This window comes from Pseudomonas sp. GCEP-101 (assembly GCF_025133575.1).
GTDB lineage: Bacteria > Pseudomonadota > Gammaproteobacteria > Pseudomonadales > Pseudomonadaceae > Pseudomonas > Pseudomonas nitroreducens_B.
In genome coordinates this window covers 2,171,724-2,191,579 of sequence record NZ_CP104011.1, presented here as the reverse complement: position 1 = coordinate 2,191,579, position 19,856 = coordinate 2,171,724, and the positions used below count along the sequence as shown (strand labels likewise).

16 protein-coding genes are annotated in these 19,856 nt (G+C 66.0%); 3 read left to right on the top strand and 13 right to left on the bottom strand.

Features of this window, described 5'->3' with window-relative positions; genetic code table 11:
- Positions 1–6 precede the first annotated feature (6 nt).
- The 4 genes from N0B71_RS09920 to trxA form a co-directional block, all read right to left on the bottom strand.
- The gene (locus tag N0B71_RS09920) at positions 7–975 is read right to left on the bottom strand and encodes a CDP-6-deoxy-delta-3,4-glucoseen reductase (RefSeq protein WP_259758641.1); all 969 of its coding nucleotides are present in this window, start codon (positions 973–975) and stop codon (positions 7–9) included.
- A gap of 257 nt (positions 976–1,232) precedes the next feature.
- Entirely contained in the window at positions 1,233–2,699 is a 1,467-nt protein-coding gene (gene ubiD / locus N0B71_RS09915) for a 4-hydroxy-3-polyprenylbenzoate decarboxylase (protein ID WP_259758640.1), read from the bottom strand.
- Between the two features lie 179 nt (positions 2,700–2,878).
- On the bottom strand, positions 2,879–4,141 hold the full coding sequence (gene rho / locus N0B71_RS09910; RefSeq protein WP_138519777.1) for a transcription termination factor Rho: 1,263 nt from the start codon (positions 4,139–4,141) through the stop codon (positions 2,879–2,881).
- Between the two features lie 238 nt (positions 4,142–4,379).
- The gene (gene trxA / locus N0B71_RS09905; RefSeq protein ID WP_259758639.1) at positions 4,380–4,706 is read right to left on the bottom strand and encodes a thioredoxin TrxA; all 327 of its coding nucleotides are present in this window, start codon (positions 4,704–4,706) and stop codon (positions 4,380–4,382) included.
- 190 nt (positions 4,707–4,896) lie between these two features.
- Between trxA and ppx the strand changes: the two genes are divergently transcribed.
- On the top strand, positions 4,897–6,399 hold the full coding sequence (gene ppx, locus N0B71_RS09900; protein WP_259758638.1) for an exopolyphosphatase: 1,503 nt from the start codon (positions 4,897–4,899) through the stop codon (positions 6,397–6,399).
- 358 nt (positions 6,400–6,757) lie between these two features.
- On the opposite strand, the gene ppk1 is transcribed toward ppx, so the two are convergent.
- The gene (ppk1, locus tag N0B71_RS09895; RefSeq protein ID WP_259758637.1) at positions 6,758–8,962 is read right to left on the bottom strand and encodes a polyphosphate kinase 1; all 2,205 of its coding nucleotides are present in this window, start codon (positions 8,960–8,962) and stop codon (positions 6,758–6,760) included.
- A gap of 20 nt (positions 8,963–8,982) precedes the next feature.
- Positions 8,983–9,996, bottom strand: coding sequence for a porphobilinogen synthase (gene hemB / locus N0B71_RS09890; protein ID WP_259758636.1), 1,014 nt, complete (start codon positions 9,994–9,996; stop codon positions 8,983–8,985).
- Positions 9,997–10,229: 233 nt separating this feature from the next.
- Between hemB and N0B71_RS09885 the strand changes: the two genes are divergently transcribed.
- Positions 10,230–10,790: a DedA family protein gene (locus N0B71_RS09885; protein ID WP_259759519.1), complete on the top strand. Its 561-nt coding sequence runs from the start codon at positions 10,230–10,232 to the stop codon at positions 10,788–10,790.
- Here the strand turns inward: N0B71_RS09885 and N0B71_RS09880 are convergent, their stop codons facing one another.
- Entirely contained in the window at positions 10,791–12,029 is a 1,239-nt protein-coding gene (locus N0B71_RS09880; protein ID WP_259758635.1) for a sterol desaturase family protein, read from the bottom strand.
- A 153-nt stretch (positions 12,030–12,182) separates the two neighbouring features.
- Between N0B71_RS09880 and elbB the strand changes: the two genes are divergently transcribed.
- On the top strand, positions 12,183–12,836 hold the full coding sequence (elbB, locus tag N0B71_RS09875) for an isoprenoid biosynthesis glyoxalase ElbB (RefSeq protein ID WP_259758634.1): 654 nt from the start codon (positions 12,183–12,185) through the stop codon (positions 12,834–12,836).
- A gap of 311 nt (positions 12,837–13,147) precedes the next feature.
- Here elbB and N0B71_RS09870 read toward each other — a convergent pair whose 3' ends face one another.
- The 6 genes from N0B71_RS09870 to N0B71_RS09845 form a co-directional block, all read right to left on the bottom strand.
- Positions 13,148–13,618 carry a YaiI/YqxD family protein gene (locus N0B71_RS09870; RefSeq protein WP_259758633.1) on the bottom strand — a complete coding sequence of 157 codons (471 nt, stop codon included), beginning with the start codon at positions 13,616–13,618 and terminating at the stop codon, positions 13,148–13,150.
- A 74-nt stretch (positions 13,619–13,692) separates the two neighbouring features.
- Positions 13,693–15,594: a cytochrome c/FTR1 family iron permease gene (locus tag N0B71_RS09865; RefSeq protein WP_259758632.1), complete on the bottom strand. Its 1,902-nt coding sequence runs from the start codon at positions 15,592–15,594 to the stop codon at positions 13,693–13,695.
- A 128-nt stretch (positions 15,595–15,722) separates the two neighbouring features.
- Positions 15,723–16,352 carry a LysE family transporter gene (locus tag N0B71_RS09860; RefSeq protein WP_259758631.1) on the bottom strand — a complete coding sequence of 210 codons (630 nt, stop codon included), beginning with the start codon at positions 16,350–16,352 and terminating at the stop codon, positions 15,723–15,725.
- A 242-nt stretch (positions 16,353–16,594) separates the two neighbouring features.
- Entirely contained in the window at positions 16,595–17,353 is a 759-nt protein-coding gene (locus N0B71_RS09855) for a TerC family protein (protein ID WP_259758630.1), read from the bottom strand.
- A gap of 16 nt (positions 17,354–17,369) precedes the next feature.
- Positions 17,370–17,930 carry a mechanosensitive ion channel family protein gene (locus tag N0B71_RS09850; protein ID WP_259758629.1) on the bottom strand — a complete coding sequence of 187 codons (561 nt, stop codon included), beginning with the start codon at positions 17,928–17,930 and terminating at the stop codon, positions 17,370–17,372.
- Positions 17,930–19,840, bottom strand: coding sequence for an ATP-binding cassette domain-containing protein (locus N0B71_RS09845; RefSeq protein WP_259758628.1), 1,911 nt, complete (start codon positions 19,838–19,840; stop codon positions 17,930–17,932). Before N0B71_RS09845 ends, N0B71_RS09850 begins: the two co-directional genes overlap by 1 nt.
- Positions 19,841–19,856 lie beyond the last annotated feature (16 nt).

Genomic DNA, 19,856 nt, shown 5'->3' with positions numbered 1-19,856 from the left:
TTAGGTTCAGCCCCGCGGCGCGTAGGCGAACACGTCGGCGCGCATCTGATGCGCGTCCATGCCCGCCGCCACCAGCGCGTCGAGGGTGCCGTAGACCATCGCCGGCGAGCCGCTGGCGTAGACACGCAGGCCGGAGAGGTCGGCGAAATCCTCGCACACCGCCTCGTGCAGCAGGCCGCAGCGCCCCTGCCAGCCACACAGGTCGCTGACGATCCTGTGCAGATGCAGGTTGGGCACGCTTTCCCACTGCTGCCAGTGCGGCAGCTCGTAGAAATCTTCCGGTCGGCGCACGCCCCAGTACAGGTGCACCGGGTGGGCGAAGCCGGCGGCGCGGCAGAATTCGATCAAGCTGTGCATCTGCGCCATGCCGGTGCCGGCGGCGATCAGCACCAGCGGGCCGTCCGGCAGGTCGGCCAGGTGCGCGTCACCGAAGGGCATCTGCACACGGGCGAAGCGGTCGCGCTGCAGCTGCGCCAGCAACTCGATGGCGCTGTTCTCGCGGGCCAGGATATGCAGCTCCAGGTCACGCCCTTCCTGCGGCGCGGAGGCCAGGGAGAAGGCCGCCGGGTCGCTGCCGTCGCGCTCGATCAGCACATACTGGCCGGCGTGGTAGCGCGGCGGCTTGCCGGCCGGGGCGCGCAGGCGCACGCGCCAGACATCGCCGCCCACCGCCTCGCAGAGGGTCAGTTGGCAGGACAGCGTGCGCACCGGCAGCTCGCCGGGGGCCAGCACGCCGTCCCAGTGCAGCACGCAGTCTTCCAGGGGCTCGGCCAGGCAGGTGAAGAGTTCGCCGTGGTCGCGGACCTCGCCGTCCTGGCGCACGCGGCCCTCCACCAGCAGCGCCGCGCAGATGTGGCAGTTGCCGTTGCGGCAGCTCTGCGGGCACTCGTAGCCCAGGCGCCGCGCACCGTCGAGGATACGTTCCCCGGGCTGCAGCTCGAGCTGGGCGCCGGAGGGTTGCAAGGTCACTTTCACGCGCTGTTCTCGTTCTTCTGATTTTCTGTGGGAGCGACTGGCCTTCGCGGATACTCCGTGCCGGCACTTTCCCCTCACCCCAACCCTCTCCCGCAAGCGGGAGAGGGGGCAGTCCGTGCCGGCTGACACCATGGCCTCATCCTGCACCGAACGGTCCCCTCTCCCGCTTGCGGGAGAGGGTTAGGGTGAGGGCCTCTTGATCTGTCAGGAGCATGCATGTTCGCGAGCAAGCTCGCTCCGACAAGGTTACCCGGCCATCAATCGATGCCCAGGCTCGCCCAGATCTCGTCGACGCGGCGGGTCACCGCCGGGTCCTTCTCGATCACCCGGCCCCATTCGCGACTGGTCTCGCCCGGCCACTTGTGGGTGGCGTCCAGGCCCATCTTCGACCCCAGGCCCGAGACCGGCGAGGCGAAGTCCAGGTAGTCGATCGGGGTGTTGTCGATCATCACCGTGTCGCGCTTGGGGTCCATGCGCGTGGTGATGGCCCAGATCACGTCGTTCCAGTCGCGGGCGTTGATGTCGTCGTCGGTGACGATAACGAACTTGGTGTACATGAACTGTCGCAGGAACGACCACACACCCAGCATCACGCGCTTGGCGTGGCCGGGATACTGCTTCTTCATGGTCACCACCGCCATGCGGTACGAGCAGCCTTCGGGCGGCAGGTAGAAGTCGGTGATCTCGGGGAACTGCTTCTGGAGGATCGGCACGAAGACTTCGTTCAGCGCCACGCCGAGAATCGCCGGCTCGTCCGGCGGGCGGCCGGTGTAGGTGCTGTGGTAGATGGGTTTCTGCCGGCGGGTGATGCGCTCGACGGTGAACACCGGGAAGCGGTCCACTTCGTTGTAGTAGCCGGTGTGGTCGCCGTAGGGGCCTTCATCGGCCATCTCGCCGGGGTGGATCACCCCTTCGAGGACGATCTCGGCGCTGGCCGGTACCTGCAGGTCGTTGCCGATGCACTTGACCAGCTCGGTCTTGTGCCCGCGCAGCAGGCCGGCGAAGGCGTATTCGGAGAGGTTGTCCGGCACCGGCGTCACGGCGCCGAGGATGGTCGCCGGGTCCGCGCCGAGGGCCACGGCCACCGGGTAGGGCTGGCCGGGGTGCTTCTGGCACCACTCGCGGAAGTCCAGCGCGCCGCCGCGGTGGCTGAGCCAGCGCATGATGACCTTGTTGCGGCCGATCACCTGCTGGCGGTAGATGCCCAGATTCTGCCGTTCCTTGTTCGGACCGCGGGTGACGGTCAGGCCCCAGGTGATCAGCGGCGCGACGTCGCCGGGCCAGCAGGTCTGCACCGGCAGCCTGGACAGGTCGACGTCATCGCCCTCCTCGATCACTTCCTGGCACGGCGCGTCCTTGAGGACCTTGGGCGCCATGTTGATGACCTTCTTGAAGATCGGCAGCTTCGACCAGGCGTCCTTCAGCCCCTTGGGCGGCTCGGGCTCCTTGAGGAAGGCCAGCAGCTTCCCGATCTCGCGCAGTTCGGAGACGTCCTCGGCGCCCATCCCCAGGGCGACACGCTCGGGCGTGCCGAACAGGTTGCCGAGCACGGGGATGTCGTAGCCGGTGGGCTTTTCGAACAGCAGGGCTGGGCCCTTGGCGCGCAGGGTGCGGTCGCACACCTCGGTCATTTCCAGCACCGGGGATACCGGCGCCTGGATGCGCTTGAGCTGTCCGCGCTGCTCCAGGGCAGCGATGAACTCGCGCAGGTCGCGATACTGCATGAGGGTCTCGATGGCGGCAGGATGATGCGACAGTCTACCGCCTATCAGCGCCATGCAGAAACACGAAGGCCGGGTTTCCCCGGCCTTGTGGCATCACTCAAGCGCGCAGAGGCGCTGGCAAATCCGAGCGAAGCGGTTCTGACCAGGCAACAGCGCCAGAACGGATGTGCCGGCGACTCTTACTTGCTGCGCTTCATCGAGTCGAAGAACTCGTCGTTGGTCTTGGTCTGCTTGAGCTTGTCGAGCAGGAATTCGACCGCGGCGATCTCGTCCATCGGGTGCAGGATCTTGCGCAGGATCCACATGCGCTGCAGCTCTTCCTCGCCGGTGAGCAGCTCTTCGCGACGGGTGCCGGAGCGATTGATGTTGATCGCCGGGAACACGCGCTTTTCCGAGATGCGGCGGTCGAGGATGAGTTCCGAGTTACCGGTACCCTTGAATTCCTCGTAGATCACTTCGTCCATCTTCGAGCCGGTTTCGATCAGCGCGGTGGCGAGGATGGTCAGCGAACCGCCTTCCTCGATGTTGCGCGCGGCGCCGAAGAAGCGCTTGGGCTTTTCCAGGGCGTGGGCGTCGACACCACCGGTGAGCACCTTGCCGGAGCTGGGGATCACGGTGTTGTAGGCACGGGCCAGACGGGTGATGGAGTCGAGCAGGATGATCACGTCCTTCTTGTGCTCGACCAGGCGCTTGGCCTTCTCGATCACCATCTCGGCGACCTGCACGTGGCGGGTCGGCGGCTCGTCGAAGGTGGAGGCGACCACTTCGCCGCGCACGGTGCGCTGCATCTCGGTCACTTCTTCCGGGCGCTCGTCGATCAGCAGGACGATCAGGTGGCACTCGGGGTTGTTGCGGGTGATGTTCGAGGCAATGTTCTGCAGCATGATGGTCTTGCCCGCTTTCGGCGGGGCGACGATCAGGCCGCGCTGGCCCTTGCCGATCGGCGAGCAGAGGTCGATCACTCGGCCGGTGAGGTCCTCGGTGGAGCCGTTGCCGGCTTCCATGGTCAGGCGCTTGGTCGGGAACAGCGGCGTCAGGTTCTCGAAGAGAATCTTGTTCTTCGCGTTCTCCGGACGATCGAAGTTGATCGAGTCGACTTTCAGCAGGGCGAAGTAACGCTCACCTTCCTTGGGCGGCCGAATCTTGCCGATGATGGTATCGCCGGTGCGCAGGTTGAAGCGCCGGATCTGGCTGGGCGAGACATAGATGTCGTCCGGGCCGGCCAGGTACGAGGAATCGGCGGAGCGCAGGAAGCCGAAGCCATCCTGGAGAATCTCCAGCACGCCGTCACCGGAGATTTCCTCGCCGCTTTTCGCATGCTTTTTCAGCAGTGCGAAGATAATGTCCTGTTTGCGCGAACGAGCCATGTTTTCCAGGCCCATGGCATCGGACATTTCCAGCAATTCGGCAATCGGCTTTTGCTTGAGTTCGGTCAGATTCATAGAAGGGACGTAAATACGCTGAAAGGGGAAAAGGGAACAAGCGTGATGCTTGAAGAGCCGCGCCGTAGATGACGGACAGGATCGCTTGGAATTCGAATGGGAAGTGCGTCGGCGACGGCTTGCAGGGGACAACGAAATAATCGTTGTGCGCCCGAATTTAACACCCGAGTTTCGGAGCGTCTAGGGGCAATAACGAAAAAACCCCGCATATTGGCGGGGTTTTTCGGGGCTTCTCGACTTAGATATTGCTGTCGAGGAAGGCAGCCAGCTGCGACTTGGACAGCGCGCCGACCTTGGTCGCTTCGACGTTGCCGCCCTTGAACAGCATCAGGGTCGGAATGCCACGCACGCCGTACTTGGGCGGGGTGCCCTGGTTCTCGTCGATGTTCAGCTTGCAGACTTTCAGCTTGCCCTGATAGTCCTTGGCGATCTCGTCCAGTACCGGGGCGATCATCTTGCACGGGCCACACCATTCGGCCCAGTAGTCGACCAGCACGGGACCGTCGGACTTCAGGACGTCCTGCTCGAAGCTGGCATCGGTAACATTGACGATATGTTCGCTCATGTATTCTCTCCGTCAATCGGATGCGAAAAAGTGTCCGCCATCATATCCCGCCTCGGCCCACACCGAAAGGCGCAGCTGATTGAGTGTATCTATCGCTGCCGCGGTGACTTCTGATCGGTGACAACCCCTTCATTGGCACTCCCCGCCTAAAATGGCAGGATGTCTCCCGTATTTGTCCGGACCTGCCCCTATGCCCCATACCCCAGCCAAGACCTTCCCCATGATCGCGGCCATCGACCTTGGCTCGAACAGTTTCCACATGGTTTTGGCGAAGGCCGATCACGGCGAAATCCGCATTCTTGAGCGGCTGGGCGAGAAGGTCCAGCTGGCGGCGGGTATCGGCGAGGACCGCCTGCTCACCGAAGAAGCCATGCAGCGCGGCTACGACTGCCTGAAGCAGTTCGCCCAGTTCATCAACGGCATGCCGCCGGGTTCGGTCCGCGTGGTGGGCACCAACGCCCTGCGCGAAGCGCGCAACCGCGCCGAATTCATCCGCGTCGCCGACCAGATCCTCGGCCATCCGGTGGAAGTCATTTCCGGCCGTGAAGAAGCGCGCCTGATCTACCTGGGCGTCTCCCACACCCTGCAGGACAACCCCGGCAAGCGCCTGGTGGTGGATATCGGCGGCGGCAGCACGGAGTTCATCATCGGCCAGCAGTTCGAATCGCAGCTGCGCGAAAGCCTGCAGATGGGCTGCGTGAGCTTCACCCAGCGCTACTTCAAGGACGGCAAGATCACCCCGGCGCGCTATGCCCAGGCCTACACCTCGGCCCGCCTGGAGCTGATGAGCATCGAGAACAGCCTGCGCCGCCTGGGCTGGGACGAGGCCGTCGGCGCCTCGGGCACCATCCGTGCGATCTGCCTGGCGATCCAGGCCGGCGGCCACGGCAACGGCGAGATCAACCCCGAGGGCCTGGCCTGGCTCAAGCGCAAGATGTTCAAGCTGGGCGAGGTCGAAAAGCTCGACATCGACGGCATCAAGCCTGACCGCCGGCCGATCTTCCCGGCCGGCATGGCGATCCTCGAGGCGCTGTTCGACGCCCTCGAACTGACCCGCATGACCCACTCCGAGGGCGCCCTGCGCGAGGGCGTGCTCTACGACCTGCTGGGCCGCCACCACCACGAGGACGTGCGCGAACGCACCATCAGCGCCCTCATGGAGCGCTACCACGTCGATCCGGAGCAGGCCGCGCGCGTCGAGGCCAAGGCGCTGGAATCCCTGGACCAGGTCGCCAAGGCCTGGGACCTGAACGACGAGGGCCACCGCGAGCTGCTGATGTGGGCCGCCCGCGTCCACGAGCTGGGCCTGGACATCGCCCACTACCACTACCACAAGCACGGCGCCTACCTGCTGGAGCACTCGGACCTGGCCGGCTTCTCGCGGCTGGACCAGCTGACCCTGGCGCTGCTGGTGCGCGGCCACCGCCGCAACATCCCGGTGGACAAGTTCAACGAGCTGGGCGACGAAGGCGACAAGCTGATCCGCCTGTGCATCGTGCTGCGCTTCGCCATCCTCTTCCACCACATCCGTGGCACCCAGGAAATGCCGGCCGTGACCCTCAAGGCCTCCGGCAAGTCGCTGGACGTGCGCTTCCCCGACGGCTGGCTGGCCGCCAACCCGCTGACCCAGGCGGACTTCGAGCAGGAAGCCGAATGGCTCAAGCGCGTGGGCTATTCGCTCAGCGTGAGCTGATCGGCCCGCACGAACGACAAAAGCCCCGGCACGCAAGCGCCGGGGCTTTTTCATTTCGCGCACCAGCCCTGGCCTGACCTGTAGGAGCGAGCTTGCTCGCGAACCCTGCCTCGCTGCTGGGGAATGTTCGCGAGCAAGGACTGGGCGTCCCCCTCGGTCCTACGAAGAGCATTCTGGCAGGCATGAGACGCATACCCCGGAATGGGTGATGCGCGGATGAGGATCGGCGTAGGAGCGGACTTGGTCCGCGATGGTATCCGGCTCGGTGCGGCGCTATCGCGGGCATGGCCCGCTCCTACACAAGTGGCGGCCATGAAAAAGCCCTGCCGAGGCAGGGCTTCCACGCAGCGCAGACGGATCAGCGCACGCTGATCACCGGTGTGCACAGGCGCTCCAGCAGCGTCGCCTGCGCGTTGCGGGCGTTCTGGTTGCCGCTGGGGCTCTGGCGCACATAACTGCCGTCGGACTGCAGCACCCAGGCCTGGGTGTTGTCGGTCAGGTAGGACTCCAGCTCTTTCTTCACCCGCAGCACGAGCTTCTTGCCTTCCACCGGGAAGCAGGTCTCCACGCGCATGTCGAGGTTGCGCTCCATCCAGTCGGCGCTGGAGAGATAGAGCTTCTCCTCGCCGCCATTGAGGAAGTAGTAGATCCGGCTGTGCTCCAGGAAGCGGCCGATGATCGAGCGCACCTGAATGTTGTGCGACACGCCCGGCACGCCCGGACGCAGGCAGCACATGCCGCGCACCACCAGGTCGATCTTCACGCCGGCCTGGCTGGCCTTGTACAGCGCGCGGATGACCTTGGCGTCAGTCAGCGAGTTGACCTTGGCCATGATGTGCGCCGGCTTGCCCTCCGCTGCCTGGGCGGCCTCGCGGTTGATCATCTCCAGCAGGTTCTTCTTCAGGGTGAAGGGCGCGTGCAGGAGCTTCTTCATGCGAAGGGTCTTGCCCATGCCGATCAGCTGGTTGAACAGCTTGTGCAGGTCCTCGCAGAGGGCCACGTCGGCGGTCAGCAGGCTGTAGTCGGTGTACAGGCGGGCGTTGCCGGCGTGGTAGTTGCCGGTGCCCAGGTGCGCGTAGCGGCGCAGCTCGCCGTCCTCGCGCCGCAGGATCAGCATCATCTTGGCGTGGGTCTTGAAGCCGACCACGCCGTAGATCACCACCGCGCCGGCCTGCTGCAGGCGGCTGGCCAGCTGCAGGTTGGATTCCTCGTCGAAGCGCGCCCGCAATTCGATCACCACGGTGACTTCCTTGCCGTTGCGCGCGGCTTCCACCAGCGCGTCGACGATCTCCGAGTTGGCGCCGGAGCGGTACAGCGTCTGCTTGATCGCCAGCACGCTGGGGTCCTTGGCGGCCTGGCGCAGCAGGTCGATTACCGGGGTGAAGGACTCGAACGGGTGCATCAGCAGCACGTCGAGCTTGCCCAGGACGTTGAACAGGTTTTCCTTCTTCTGCAGCAGCTTGGGAATCGTCGGGGTGAACGGCGGCGACTGCAGCTCCGGATGGCTGGCCAGGCCGGTGACGCTGAACAGACGGGTCAGGTTGACCGGGCCGCTGACCTTGTACAGCTCGCTCTCGGACAGGCCGAACTGCTTGAGCAGGTAGTTGGACAGGTGCGTCGGGCAGGTGTCCACCACTTCCAGGCGCACCGCATCGCCGTAACGGCGCGAGAACAGCTCGCCACGCAGCGCGCGGGCCAGGTCTTCGACGTCCTCGGCGTCCACCGAGAGGTCGGCGTTACGGGTCAGGCGGAACTGGTAGCAACCCTTCACCTTCATGCCGTGGAACAGGTCGTCGGCGTGGGCGTGGATCATCGACGAGAGGAAGACGTAGTTGTCGCCGGGGCCGGCGACGTCTTCCGGCAGGCGGATGATCCGCGGCAGCGAACGCGGCGCCGGGATGATCGCAAGGCCGGAATCGCGGCCGAAGGCGTCCAGGCCTTCGAGCTCGACCATGAAGTTCAGGCTCTTGTTCACCAGCAGCGGGAACGGGTGGGTCGGGTCGAGGCCGATGGGGGTGACGATGGGCGCAATCTCGTCGCGGAAGAAGCGACGGACCCAGGCCTTGATCTTCGGCGTCCAGTAGCGGCGACGGATGAAGCGGATGTCGTGCTTGGCCAGCTCCGGCAACAGGATGTCGTTGAGGATGCTGTACTGGCGCGCGACCTGCTCGTGCACCTGCTCGCTGATGCGCGCCAGCGCCTGGTGCGGCAGCAGGCCGTCGGCGCCGGCCTGTTCGCGGGCGAAGGTGATCTGCTTCTTCAGGCCGGCGACGCGGATCTCGAAGAACTCGTCGAGGTTGCTGGAGAAGATCAGCAGGAACTTCAGGCGTTCCAGCAGCGGGTAGGACTCATCCAGCGCCTGCTCCAGCACGCGGATGTTGAACTGCAGCTGCGAGAGCTCGCGATGAATGTAGAGGGCACTGTCATCCACGTTGATCGCCGGAACCGCCGGCTCGGCGGGCGGCGGCGTCGCCTCGGCGACCTCCGTCACGACGACGTCGGAGATTTCAGCGGTGGTGTCAGCTTCGATAACTTCGTTTTCGCTAATGCCTTCGGTATTCATCGCGGTCTCATCAGTGGGGGTCAGCCCCCGCTTTTCAATTGTTGTGCAGCGCGCTTGGCGAAGTAGGTCAGGATGCCATCTGCGCCCGCGCGTTTGAAGGCCAGCAGCGATTCGAGGATCACCGCTTCGCTGAGCCAGCCGTTGTTGATCGCGGCCATGTGCATCGCGTACTCGCCGCTGACCTGGTAGACAAAGGTCGGCGCGCGGAATTCGTCCTTGGCGCGGCGAACGATGTCGAGATACGGCATGCCCGGCTTGACCATGATCATGTCGGCGCCTTCGGCGAGGTCAGCGTAGATCTCGTGCAGCGCTTCGTCGCTGTTGGCCGGGTCCATCTGGTAGGTGGCCTTGTTGCCCTTGCCCAGGTTGGCGGCGGAGCCGACGGCGTCGCGGAACGGGCCGTAGTAGGCGCTGGCGTACTTGGCGGAGTAGGCCATGATGCGGGTGTTGACGTGCCCGGTGGACTCCAGGGCCTCGCGGATGGCGCCGATACGGCCGTCCATCATGTCCGACGGCGCCACGACCTGGGCGCCGGCCTCGGCGTGGGAAAGTGCCTGTTTGACCAGCACATCAACGGAAACGTCGTTTAGAACGTAGCCATCCTCGTCCAGGATGCCGTCCTGGCCGTGGCTGGTGAACGGGTCCAGCGCCACGTCGGTGATGATCCCCAGCTCCGGGAAGCGTTCGCGCAGGGCGCGGGTGGCGCGCTGGGCGATGCCCTCGGGGTTGAAGGCTTCGGCGCCATCGAGGGATTTCTTCTCCGGCGGGGTCACCGGGAACAGCGCCAGCGCCGGAATGCCCAGCTCCACCAGTTCCTCGGCTTCCTTGAGCAGCAGGTCGATGGACAGGCGCTCCACCCCCGGCATCGAGGGCACCGCTTCACGCTGGTTCTTGCCGTCGAGGACGAACACCGGAAGGATCAGGTCGTTGGTGGTCAGGACGTTTTCGCGCACCAGGCGGCGGGAAAACTCGTCACGACGGTTGCGACGCAGTCGAGTGAAGGGGAAGGCACGATCGGCGGGAATGAAGCTCACGGCGTACTCCAGGGCCTGATGCAGCAGGCACAGTCTGACAGTTATAGCCCTGAATTATGACCGATTGGTAACAACCGGTAACAGTGACCCTTGGTCGCGGCATCCTGCCGCAGCGTCACGCCGCCGCTCTGGGCCGGCACGGACTTGTTCCAGGTCAGTTGTGCTGACTGGGGTGCCTTCCCTGCGGGCCGCAACCGGGTTAGGCTTCGCGTTCATTTCGCTGCGTTGCCTCGATAATGCTCCAACAATTCCTGCAGGATTTCGGCTACCTCGCGCTGTTTCTCGGCACGTTCTTCGAGGGTGAGACCATTCTGGTACTGGCCGGCTTCCTGGCTTTCCGCGGCTACATGCAGCTGGAGTACGTCATCGCGGTGGCCTTCTTCGGCAGCTACGCCGGCGACCAGCTCTGGTATTTCCTCGGCCGTCGCCACGGCCGCAAGCTGCTCGCGCGCAAACCGCGCTGGCAGAAGATGGGCGACAAGGCGCTGGAGCACGTGCGCAAGCACCCCGACCTGTGGGTGCTGAGCTTCCGCTTCGTCTACGGCCTGCGCACCGTGATGCCGGTGGCCATCGGCCTGTCCGGCTACCCGCCGGCGCGCTACCTGCTGCTCAATGGCATCGGCGCCATCGTCTGGGCCGCCGTGCTGGGCGGTGCGGCGTTCTACTTCGGCAGCGTGCTCGAAGGCGTGCTGGGCAACATCAAGAAGTACGAACTCATGGTCCTCGGCGGCCTGGTGGTGATCGGCCTGCTGTTCTGGCTGCGCCGTCGCTTCAAGGCCGCCAAGGCCGACTGATCAGGCCGCCTGCGGCAGGCGCTCGGCGCGACGCAGGCCCAGCAGACCGATCAGGCTGAGCAGCGAGTACACCGCCAGCGCCCAGGGCGCCCACTGCGGCAGCTCAATCCCTCCCACCAGCGTGAGCGCCGCCATTGCCGGCACGTTCAGCGCCAATCGCAGCCATTCAAGGCGTGGCGCCCAGGTGCGGTTCTCCAGCCAGCAACCGATGGCGTAGAGCCCGAAGGCCATCCAGCTCCAGCCGACCAGCAGCGGCAGCACCTGCCAGTGCTCGCCCACGCCCAGCAGCCAGGTACCCACCACCACGTAGGTGGCGAACTGTACGCCGGCATACACCTGTCGGCCACGGCTCAGCGGTACGTCGAACTTGCGGAAGGCCGCCAGGTCCGGCTTGGCCATGGGGTAGCGCTGGGCGACATCCGCCGGGCGCCAGCCGGTACGCATGAACCAGATGCGCACCTTGTCCCACAGGCTGCTGGCGCGGCGCGCATCGCTCCACAGGTGCGCGTAGACCTGCAGGTTGGCCCACAGCGGGTTCCAGCTGGCCAGCGGCACGGTGACGCCGAAGACCACCGGCTCCGCGTCCAACTCCTCCTGGAAGGTGCCGAACAGGCGGTCCCAGAGGATGAACACGCCGCCGTAGTTGCGGTCCATGTAGACCGCGTTCTGTGCGTGGTGCACACGGTGGTTGGACGGGGTGATGAAGATCCACTCGAACCAGCTCAGCTTGGGGATGTGCCGGGTGTGTACCCAGAACTGGTAGAGCAGGTTCAGCGCGCCGACCGTGAGGAACACCAGCGGGGGCACGCCGGTGATGGCCATGGGCAGGTAGAAGACCCAGCCGAAGAGGAAGCCGGTGCTGGTCTGCCGCAGTGCGGTGGAAAGGTTGTAGTCCTCGCTCTGGTGGTGCACCGAATGCGCGGCCCAGAGCACGTTGCGCTCATGGCCCAGGCGGTGATTCCAGTAGTAGCAGAAGTCGTAGAAGACGAAGGCGAACACCCAGACCCACAGGCTCTGCGCGGAGAGCTCGCAGAGCGCCAGGTGCTGCCAGGCGAGGGTGTAGGTCACGACTGCCAGGCCCTTGGTCAGCAGGCCACTGGTCGTGGAGAGCACGCCCGCGCTGAGACTGTTCAGCGCATCGCTCAGGCGATAGGTGGACAGGCCACGCCAGCGGTCGGCGAGCAGTTCGATCGCGATCAGCAGGAAAAAGAAGGGTACGGCGAAGAGGATGTAGTTCATGGCGCGGCCGAGTCGTTATGCTTATGGGAAGGCCTCAGGGCGCAGCGCCCTGACGATTGATCCTAGCCCCTACTCCCACGCCGGCCCCGGCCGCCGGCGACAACCCGGGCGGCATATCGCGACACGCCCGGCATCTTCGAACAGGAGCAGTACATGCAGAAGAAAGTTGCCGTCATCCTCTCCGGCTGCGGCGTCTATGACGGCGCCGAGATCCACGAAAGCGTGATCACCCTGCTGCGCCTCTCCCAGCGCGGCGCCCAGGTGCAGTGCTTCGCCCCCGACATCGCCCAGCACCACGTGGTGAATCACCTCACCGGCGAGGAGATGGCCGAGAGCCGCAACGTGCTGGTGGAATCGGCGCGCATCGCCCGCGGCGACGTGAAAGACGTGCGCGATGCCAAGGTCGAGGACTTCGACGCGCTGGTCGTGCCCGGCGGCTTCGGCGCGGCGAAGAACCTGAGCGACTTCGCCTTCAAGGGCGACCAGTGCGAGGTGCAGCCGGACGTGCTCGCCCTGGCCAAGGCCTTCGCCGCGGCGAAGAAGCCGGTCGGTCTGCTCTGCATCGCCCCGGCGATCGCCGCGCGCATCTACGGCGCCGGCGTGGAATGCACCATTGGCACCGACGAGGGCACGGCCCAGGCGCTGACCCGCATGGGCGCCAAGCACGTCGACTGCGCCGTGGAAGATATCGTCGAGGACAAGGACCACAAGCTGGTCACCACCCCGGCCTATATGCTCGCGCAGTCCATCGCCGAAGCTGCCAGCGGCATCAACAAGGCGGTGGATCGGGTGCTGGAGCTGGCCTGAGGGAGAACTCGCAGGAGCAACTGTCCTCCCCGGAAGGTCTGTGCCTGCGCATCCCCCTTACCCCAACCCTCTCCCTCAGGGAGAGGGGGCAGATTGTGCCGGCTGACGCCCCGGCTTCATCCTGCGCCGAACGGTCCCCTCTCCCCCTGGGAGGGGTTAGGTTAGGGTGAGGGCTGACCCGAGTACTGATGTATCTGTCCGTCAATGGCTTGCCTTACAGACAAGCGTCGCGGAGAAGCTCCGCTCCTACGAAAGCGCCATGCTGAAACGAAAACGCCCGGCAATGCCGGGCGTTTTCGTTTCAGGCCGAATCAGGCCTTGCGCGCCTCTGCCTCGCGCATCAACCGCGTCAGCAGCCGGTCCAGGCCATTGGCGAAGGCCTGCCGGTCCTTGTCGCCATAGGGTGCCTGTCCGCCGCCCACCTGCCCCTGCTCGCGCAGGTCGGTGAACAGGTTGCGCACCGCCAGGCGCTCGCCCATGTTCTTTTCGTCGAACTCGCGGCCGCGCGGGTCCAGCGCATCGACGCCCTTCTTCACCAGCCGATCGGCCAGCGGCACGTCGCTGCAGATCACCAGGTCGCCGGGCTCGGCCTGCTCCACCAGGTAATCGTCGGCGGCGTCCATCCCGCTGGGGACCACTATCAGGCTGACGCAGGCGAACGGCGGCTTGGCCACGGGCTGGCCGGCGACCATCACCACCTCCAGCTTGCGCTTGAGGGCGAACTTCGCCACCAGCTCCTTGGCCGCGCGCGGGCAGGCGTCGGCGTCGATCCAGATACGCATCGGGGGAAAACCTTCCTTCGAAAAGCACGACGGCCAGTATCGCACTGGCCGTCGTGTGTCGCTTGGCTATTGCCTCAAGACGCGGCGATCTCCGCCGCCTTGCGGCGCTCGGAGACGAAGCTGCGCCCGTAGAGCACGGCCACCGCCAGCAGCGCCAGGGCCTGGGCCGACAGCGAGTAGGCGTCGGCCTTGATGCCGAGCCAGTCGAAGTCGAAGAACGGCACAGGGCGGGTACCGATCACGCCGGCTTCCTGCAGGGCGACCACGCCATGGCCGGCGAAGACCACCGACAGGGCGCAGAGCAGCGCGGCGTTGACGGTGAAGAACAGCTTCAGCGGCAGCTTCGCCGAGCCACGCAGGATGACGAAGGCGATGGCGATCAGGATCACCACGGCGGTGCCCGCCCCGGCGATCACCGCGTTGTGCCCGGCCGGGCCGGCCTGCAGCCAGAGGGTCTCGTAGAACAGGATGACCTCGAACAGCTCGCGGTAGACCGAGAAGAACGCCAGCACGGCGAAGCCGAAGCGGCCGCCGCCGCCCACCAGGCTGCTGCGGATGTAATCCTGCCAGGCGGCGGCGTGGCGGCGATCGTGCATCCACACGCCGAGCCAGAGCACCATCACGCAGGCGAACAGGGAGGTGAAACCTTCCATCAGCTCGCGCTGGGCGCCGCCGATGTCGATCACGTAGGCGGCGACCGCCCAGGTGGCGAAGCCGGCGACGAAGGCCAGGCCCCAGCCGATGTGCACGCCGCGCGCGGCCTTCTCCTGCCCGGTGTTGCGCAGGAAGGCGAGGATCGCGGCCAGCACCAGGATCGCCTCCACGCCTTCGCGCAGGAGGATCAGCAGGGCCGAGACGAAGCTGATGGAGAAGCTCAGCGAATCGCCGCTCAGGGCCTTGGCGGCATCGGCCAGCTTGGCCTTGGCCAGCTCCAGCTGTTGCGCCACGTCGGCTTCCGGGAGGCCATCGCGCAGCGCCTGGCGGTAGGCCATCAGCTGCTTCTCGGTGGCCTTGCGCAGGTCGGCGTCGACGTTGTCCAGCGAGCTTTCCACCAGCTCGAAGCCTTCCAGATAGGCCGCCACGGACAGGTCATAGGCCTGATCGTGGTCGCCGGAGCGGTAGACGGCGAAGCTCTTGTCCAGGGTCGCAGTGGTGTAGTCGATCTGCTGGGCCGGGCCGCGGTGCTCCAGCGGCGGATGCGCGCGCAGGGCGCGGAAGCTGTCGGCCGCGGCCTCGCCATCGCGCTCGGCGACTTCCGCCGGGGTCTGGGTCGCCAGGTTCGCCAGCGGGTAGGCGTGGGCCGGATCGACCTTGGCCTGGGCCGCGCTGAGGCCGGCGATGTAGGCAGCCAGGTCCCAGCGTTGACGCTCGTCGAGCTGGTCGGCGAAGGCCGGCATGTCGGTGCCCGCCACGCCCAGGCCGATGACGTTGCGCAGGTCGTACAGGCTCAGGTGGTCCAGGCGCGCCCGGTCGGTCAGGTTGGCCGGCGGCGGATCCAGGCCGATCCCTGCGGGGCCGTCGCCCTTGCCGGCATCACCGTGGCAGATCGAGCACTGCTGGGTGTAGATCTCGGCGGCGCGGGTCGGGTCCGGGGTGATCGAAGGGGTCTGCACCACCTGGTACAGGTCGACCACGCGCGCTTCAAGGTGACGGGCCTGCTGGGCAACCTGCTTGCCCGGCAGACGCTGCTCGATGGCCTGCTTGAGGCCAGCGGCGTCCTTCTCCAGGTCCGCGCGGCCCGGGACGGCCGGCAGGGTGGCGATCAGCGCCTGCAGATTGCCGACGAACTCCAGTTGCTCCTTGTATTCGCTCTCGTCCACGACCTTGCCGTCGGTGACGGTGGGCGGGTAGTCAGCAGCGAGATAGCTGAGCAGGTGAAGGGCTTGGGAGGGGTCGACAGCCGTGTCGGCTTGAGCTCCAAGGCTGAAAAGGCCGACCAGCGGCAACAGCCAGATGAACAGTTTGGAGGGGCGCATACGGAAAGTTAAATGAGAATGAAAGAGATTAAATTGTCACCTCAGGTTTCCGTCGATGCAAGGACAATGTCCTGCCCGGTCGCATCCCGGACGTCCAAAGCGACGTCCGGACCCCCGGGAAACACCGCTCAGGCCGGCGCGCGGCGAACGGTGGCGAGCAGCGCGGCAGCCCCCACGAAGAGGGTGGCGAAGGTGCGATTCATCACCCGCTGCTGGCGCTGCGAGCGCAGGGCGCGCAGCACGCGGGCGGCAAGACCGGTGTAGCCGGCCATGACGATCAGGTCCACGGTGATCATGGTCGCGCCCATGATCACGTACTGGATCGCCATCGGCCGGTGCGGGTCGACGAACTGCGGCAGCACCGCGAGCATGAAGATCACCGCCTTGGGGTTGCTGGCGTTGACCAGGAAGCCGCGCAACACCAGGGTCAGCGGCCGGCCGATGGGGCGCTCGCCGCTGGCGGTCATGACCTGCGGCGCGGCGGTCCACTGGCGATAGGCGAGGTACACCAGGTAGACCACGCCGAACCATTTGATCGCGCTGAAAGCCACCGCGGACGCCGACAGCAGCGCGCCGACGCCGGCGGCGACGATGGCGATCTGCAGCGCCAGGCCGATCTGCAGGCCCAAGGCATTCCAGTAGCCGCGCCAGAAACCGTATTGCAGGCCGCAGGACATCGAGGCAATGGCCCCGGCGCCGGGCGACAGGCTGATCACCCAGCAGGCGATGAAGAAGGCGAACCAGGTACTGGCGAGCATGGCGGACCTCATGGCGCCCAGGCAGGCGCAATCATTTGTTACGGGTGGCCAGTGTGCCTCAGTCGCGCGATGCCGCCCAGCCTGCCCGACGAAGGTCGGATGAACCTGTAGGAGCGAGCTTGCTCGCGAACTGCCCAGCGCTGGTGTCGCCGGGAGCCTCTGTTCGCGAGCAAGCTCGCTCCTACAAAAGCCAAAGCAAAAGCCCGGCACTGGGCCGGGCTTTTGCGTTCACGACAGCTCGATCAGCTCGGGATGTCCTTGCGCAGCTTCACCGGCTCCTCGCCGCGCTTGCGCGCGAGAGCGCCGCGCAGGCGGATGTTGATCGCCTCCACCGCCAGCGAGAAGGCCATGGCGAAGTACACGTAGCCCTTGGGCACGTGGATCTCGAAGGCCTCGGCGATCAGCACGGTGCCGACCACGATGAGGAAGGACAGCGCGAGCATCTTCAGCGACGGGTGCTTCTCGATGAAGGCGCTGATGGTGCCGGCCGACAGCATCATCACGCCCACCGAGATGACGATGGCCGCGACCATCACCGGCACGTGCTGCACCAGACCCACGGCGGTGATCACCGAATCCAGGGAGAAGACGATGTCGATGATCGCGATCTGGATGATGATGCCCATGAAGCCGCGCGACTTGCCGCCCTGCTGCTCGCCCTCTTCCGCGCCTTCGAGGCTGTGGAAGATTTCCATGGTGCTCTTGAACAGCAGGAACAGGCCGCCGAAGAACAGGATCAGGTCGCGCCCGGAGATGCCGTGGTCGAACACGGTGAACAGGTCCGCGGTCAGGCGCATCACCCAGGTGATCGAGAGCAGCAGCAGGATGCGCGTGCCCATCGCCAGCGCGAGGCCGAAGAAGCGGGCCTTGGGTTGCTGGGCAGCGGGCAGGCGGCCGACCAGGATCGAGATGAAGATGATGTTGTCGATGCCCAGGACGATTTCCAGGGCAGTCAGGGTCAGAAAGGCAACCCAGATCTCAGGGCTTGTGAGCCATTCCATAGTGGGGGACGTCCGTTCAGGTGGTGGGGAAATTCGGTCCGCGCCAGCGGCGGATGGCCTTCTGGAAGAACAGGTTGTTCGGCACCTGCAGCAGGGCGCCCGGCGTGCCGTCTTCGTTGACCTCTTCCAGGGTGGTGTAGAGCAGGTTGATGGCGATCACCCGCCCCTTCACGCCCGGCTTGTCGGCGGACTCGATGACCTCCACGCGATCCCCCAGGCGGAACGGCCCCATGGTGAAGATCATCAGCGCGCAGAACAGGTTGGAGAGCACGCTCCAGATGGCGAAGAAGGCCACCGCCGCCACGGCGGCGAAGCCGGTGAGCGCGGCCCAGAGCACATCGGCGGAGACGCCCAGGCGCTCCAGCACCAGCATCACTGCCGAGCCCATGATCAGCCAGCGCAGGCCGCCGCGCAGCGGCAGCAACAGCTCCGGCGGCATCGGGTAACGCTCGCCGAGGCGGCTGATGGCGCGCGTCACCACACGTTGCACCAGCCACGCCAGCAGCAGGATGAGGATGATCTGCCCGCCGCGCAGCAGCGGTTCGCTCCACGCCACCAGCAGATTCACGTCATCCATCACTCGCTGGCCTCAAGCTGGCGCTGCAGCTCCTCGAGGGTTTCCAGCGCCATCAGCCAGGACTCCTCCAGCTCGCTCTCGCGACCCTTCAGGGTCGCCTGGCGGGCCAGCAGGTCGCGCAGCTCGTCCTTGCGCGAGGCCTCGTAGAGCGCGCTGTCGCCCAGGCGTTGCTCCAGTTCGGCGAGCTGCTCGTGGACCTTGCCCAGTTCCTTTTCCAGCTTGTCCGCCTCGCGCTTGTGCGGGGCGAGTTGCTGGCGCAGCGCGGCAGCGGCCTGGCGCTGGGCGCGCTTGTCGGTCTTGTCGCCTGCCGGCGTGGCGGGCGACGACGGCGCCTGCCGCGCGCGGAAATCCACCAGCCAGCGGGCGTAATCGTCGAGGTCGCCATCGAACTCCTGGATACGCCCATCGGCCACCAGGAAGAATTCGTCGGTGGTGCTCTTGAGCAGGTGGCGATCGTGGGACACCACGACCACGGCGCCGGAGAATTCCTGCAGCGCCAGGGTCAGCGCCAGGCGCATTTCCAGGTCGAGGTGGTTGGTCGGTTCGTCGAGCAGCAACAGGTTGGGCTTCTGCCAGGCGATCAGCGCCAGGGCCAGGCGCGCCTTCTCGCCACCGGAGAAGTTCAGCACCGGCTCGTCGCAGCGATCGCCGCGGAAGTCGAAGCCGCCAAGGAAGTCGCGCAGGGTCTGCTCGCGCTCCGCCGGGGCGATGCGCGCCAGGTGCAGCAGCGGGCTGGCCTTGGGGTCCAGCGAGTCGAGCTGGTGCTGGGCGAAGTAGCCGATGGCGAGGTTCTCGCCACGGGCGAGTTCGCCAGACAGCAGCGACAGGTCACCGGAGAGGGTCTTGATCAGAGTCGACTTGCCGGCGCCGTTGGGGCCGAGCAGGCCGATGCGCGCGCCGGGTACCAGTTGCAGCTTGACCTTCTCCAGCACGGTCTTTTCACCGTAGCCGAGGCGGGCCTCGGAGAGACTCAGCAGCGGGCTGGAAATCTTGTCGGACTCGCGGAAGGCGAAGTCGAACGGCGAATCGACGTGGGCCGGCGCCAGTTCTTCCAGGCGTTCCAGCGCCTTGATCCGGCTCTGCGCCTGGCGGGCCTTGGTGGCCTGGGCGCGGAAGCGGGCGATGTACTTTTCCATGTGCGCGCGCTGCGCCTGCTGCTTCTCGTACGCCTGTTGCTGCTGGGCGAGGCGTTCGGCGCGGGTGCGCTCGAAGGCCGAGTAGCCGCCTCGGTACAGGGTCAGCTTGCGCTGTTCGAGGTGGGCGATGTTGTCCACCACGGCATCGAGGAAGTCGCGGTCGTGGGAGATCAGCAGCAGCGTGCCCGGGTAGCCCTTGAGCCACTCTTCCAGCCAGAGGATGGCGTCGAGGTCAAGGTGGTTGGTGGGTTCGTCGAGCAGCAGCAGTTCGGAGGGGCACATCAGCGCCTGCGCCAGGTTCAGGCGCATCCGCCAGCCACCGGAGAAGTCGCCGACGCGGCGATCCATCTGCTCGGGCGTGAAGCCCAGGCCGGCCAGCAGCTTGCGCGCGCGGGCATCGGCGGTGTATCCGTCGGCGCTATCCAGTTCGCTGTGCAGGCGCGCCAGGGCGGTGCCGTCGTGGGCTTGTTCAGCCGCGGCGAGGTCCGCCTGGATGGAGCGCAGGTGCACGTCGCCGTCGAGCACGTAGTCGACGGCGAGGCGGTCGAGGGTATCGACCTCCTGGCGCATGTGCGCGATGCGCCAGTCCGCCGGCAGGTAGCAGTCGCCGGCATCCTGGCCGAGCTGGCCGCGCAGCAGGGCGAACAGGCTCGACTTGCCGGCGCCGTTGGCGCCGATCAGGCCGACTTTCTGTCCGGCGTGCAGGGTGAGTTCGGCACCTTCCAGCAAGCGCTGGGGGCCACGCTGTAGCGTAAGATTTTGTAGTCGAATCATGGCGGCGGAGTTTATC

Excerpts from the sequence above, each read along its gene's own strand:
- ubiD (WP_259758640.1), bottom strand. The coding sequence starts at position 2,699 with ATGCAGTATCGCGACCTGCGCGAGTTCATCGCTGCCCTGGAGCAGCGC.
- rho (WP_138519777.1), bottom strand. The coding sequence starts at position 4,141 with ATGAATCTGACCGAACTCAAGCAAAAGCCGATTGCCGAATTGCTGGAA.
- trxA (WP_259758639.1), bottom strand. The coding sequence starts at position 4,706 with ATGAGCGAACATATCGTCAATGTTACCGATGCCAGCTTCGAGCAGGAC.
- ppx (WP_259758638.1), top strand. The coding sequence starts at position 4,897 with ATGCCCCATACCCCAGCCAAGACCTTCCCCATGATCGCGGCCATCGAC.
- ppk1 (WP_259758637.1), bottom strand. The coding sequence starts at position 8,962 with ATGAATACCGAAGGCATTAGCGAAAACGAAGTTATCGAAGCTGACACC.
- N0B71_RS09880 (WP_259758635.1), bottom strand. The coding sequence starts at position 12,029 with ATGAACTACATCCTCTTCGCCGTACCCTTCTTTTTCCTGCTGATCGCG.
- elbB (WP_259758634.1), top strand. The coding sequence starts at position 12,183 with ATGCAGAAGAAAGTTGCCGTCATCCTCTCCGGCTGCGGCGTCTATGAC.
- N0B71_RS09870 (WP_259758633.1), bottom strand. The coding sequence starts at position 13,618 with ATGCGTATCTGGATCGACGCCGACGCCTGCCCGCGCGCGGCCAAGGAG.
- N0B71_RS09865 (WP_259758632.1), bottom strand. The coding sequence starts at position 15,594 with ATGCGCCCCTCCAAACTGTTCATCTGGCTGTTGCCGCTGGTCGGCCTT.
- N0B71_RS09860 (WP_259758631.1), bottom strand. The coding sequence starts at position 16,352 with ATGCTCGCCAGTACCTGGTTCGCCTTCTTCATCGCCTGCTGGGTGATC.
- N0B71_RS09855 (WP_259758630.1), bottom strand. The coding sequence starts at position 17,353 with ATGGAATGGCTCACAAGCCCTGAGATCTGGGTTGCCTTTCTGACCCTG.
- N0B71_RS09850 (WP_259758629.1), bottom strand. The coding sequence starts at position 17,930 with ATGGATGACGTGAATCTGCTGGTGGCGTGGAGCGAACCGCTGCTGCGC.
- N0B71_RS09845 (WP_259758628.1), bottom strand. The coding sequence starts at position 19,840 with ATGATTCGACTACAAAATCTTACGCTACAGCGTGGCCCCCAGCGCTTG.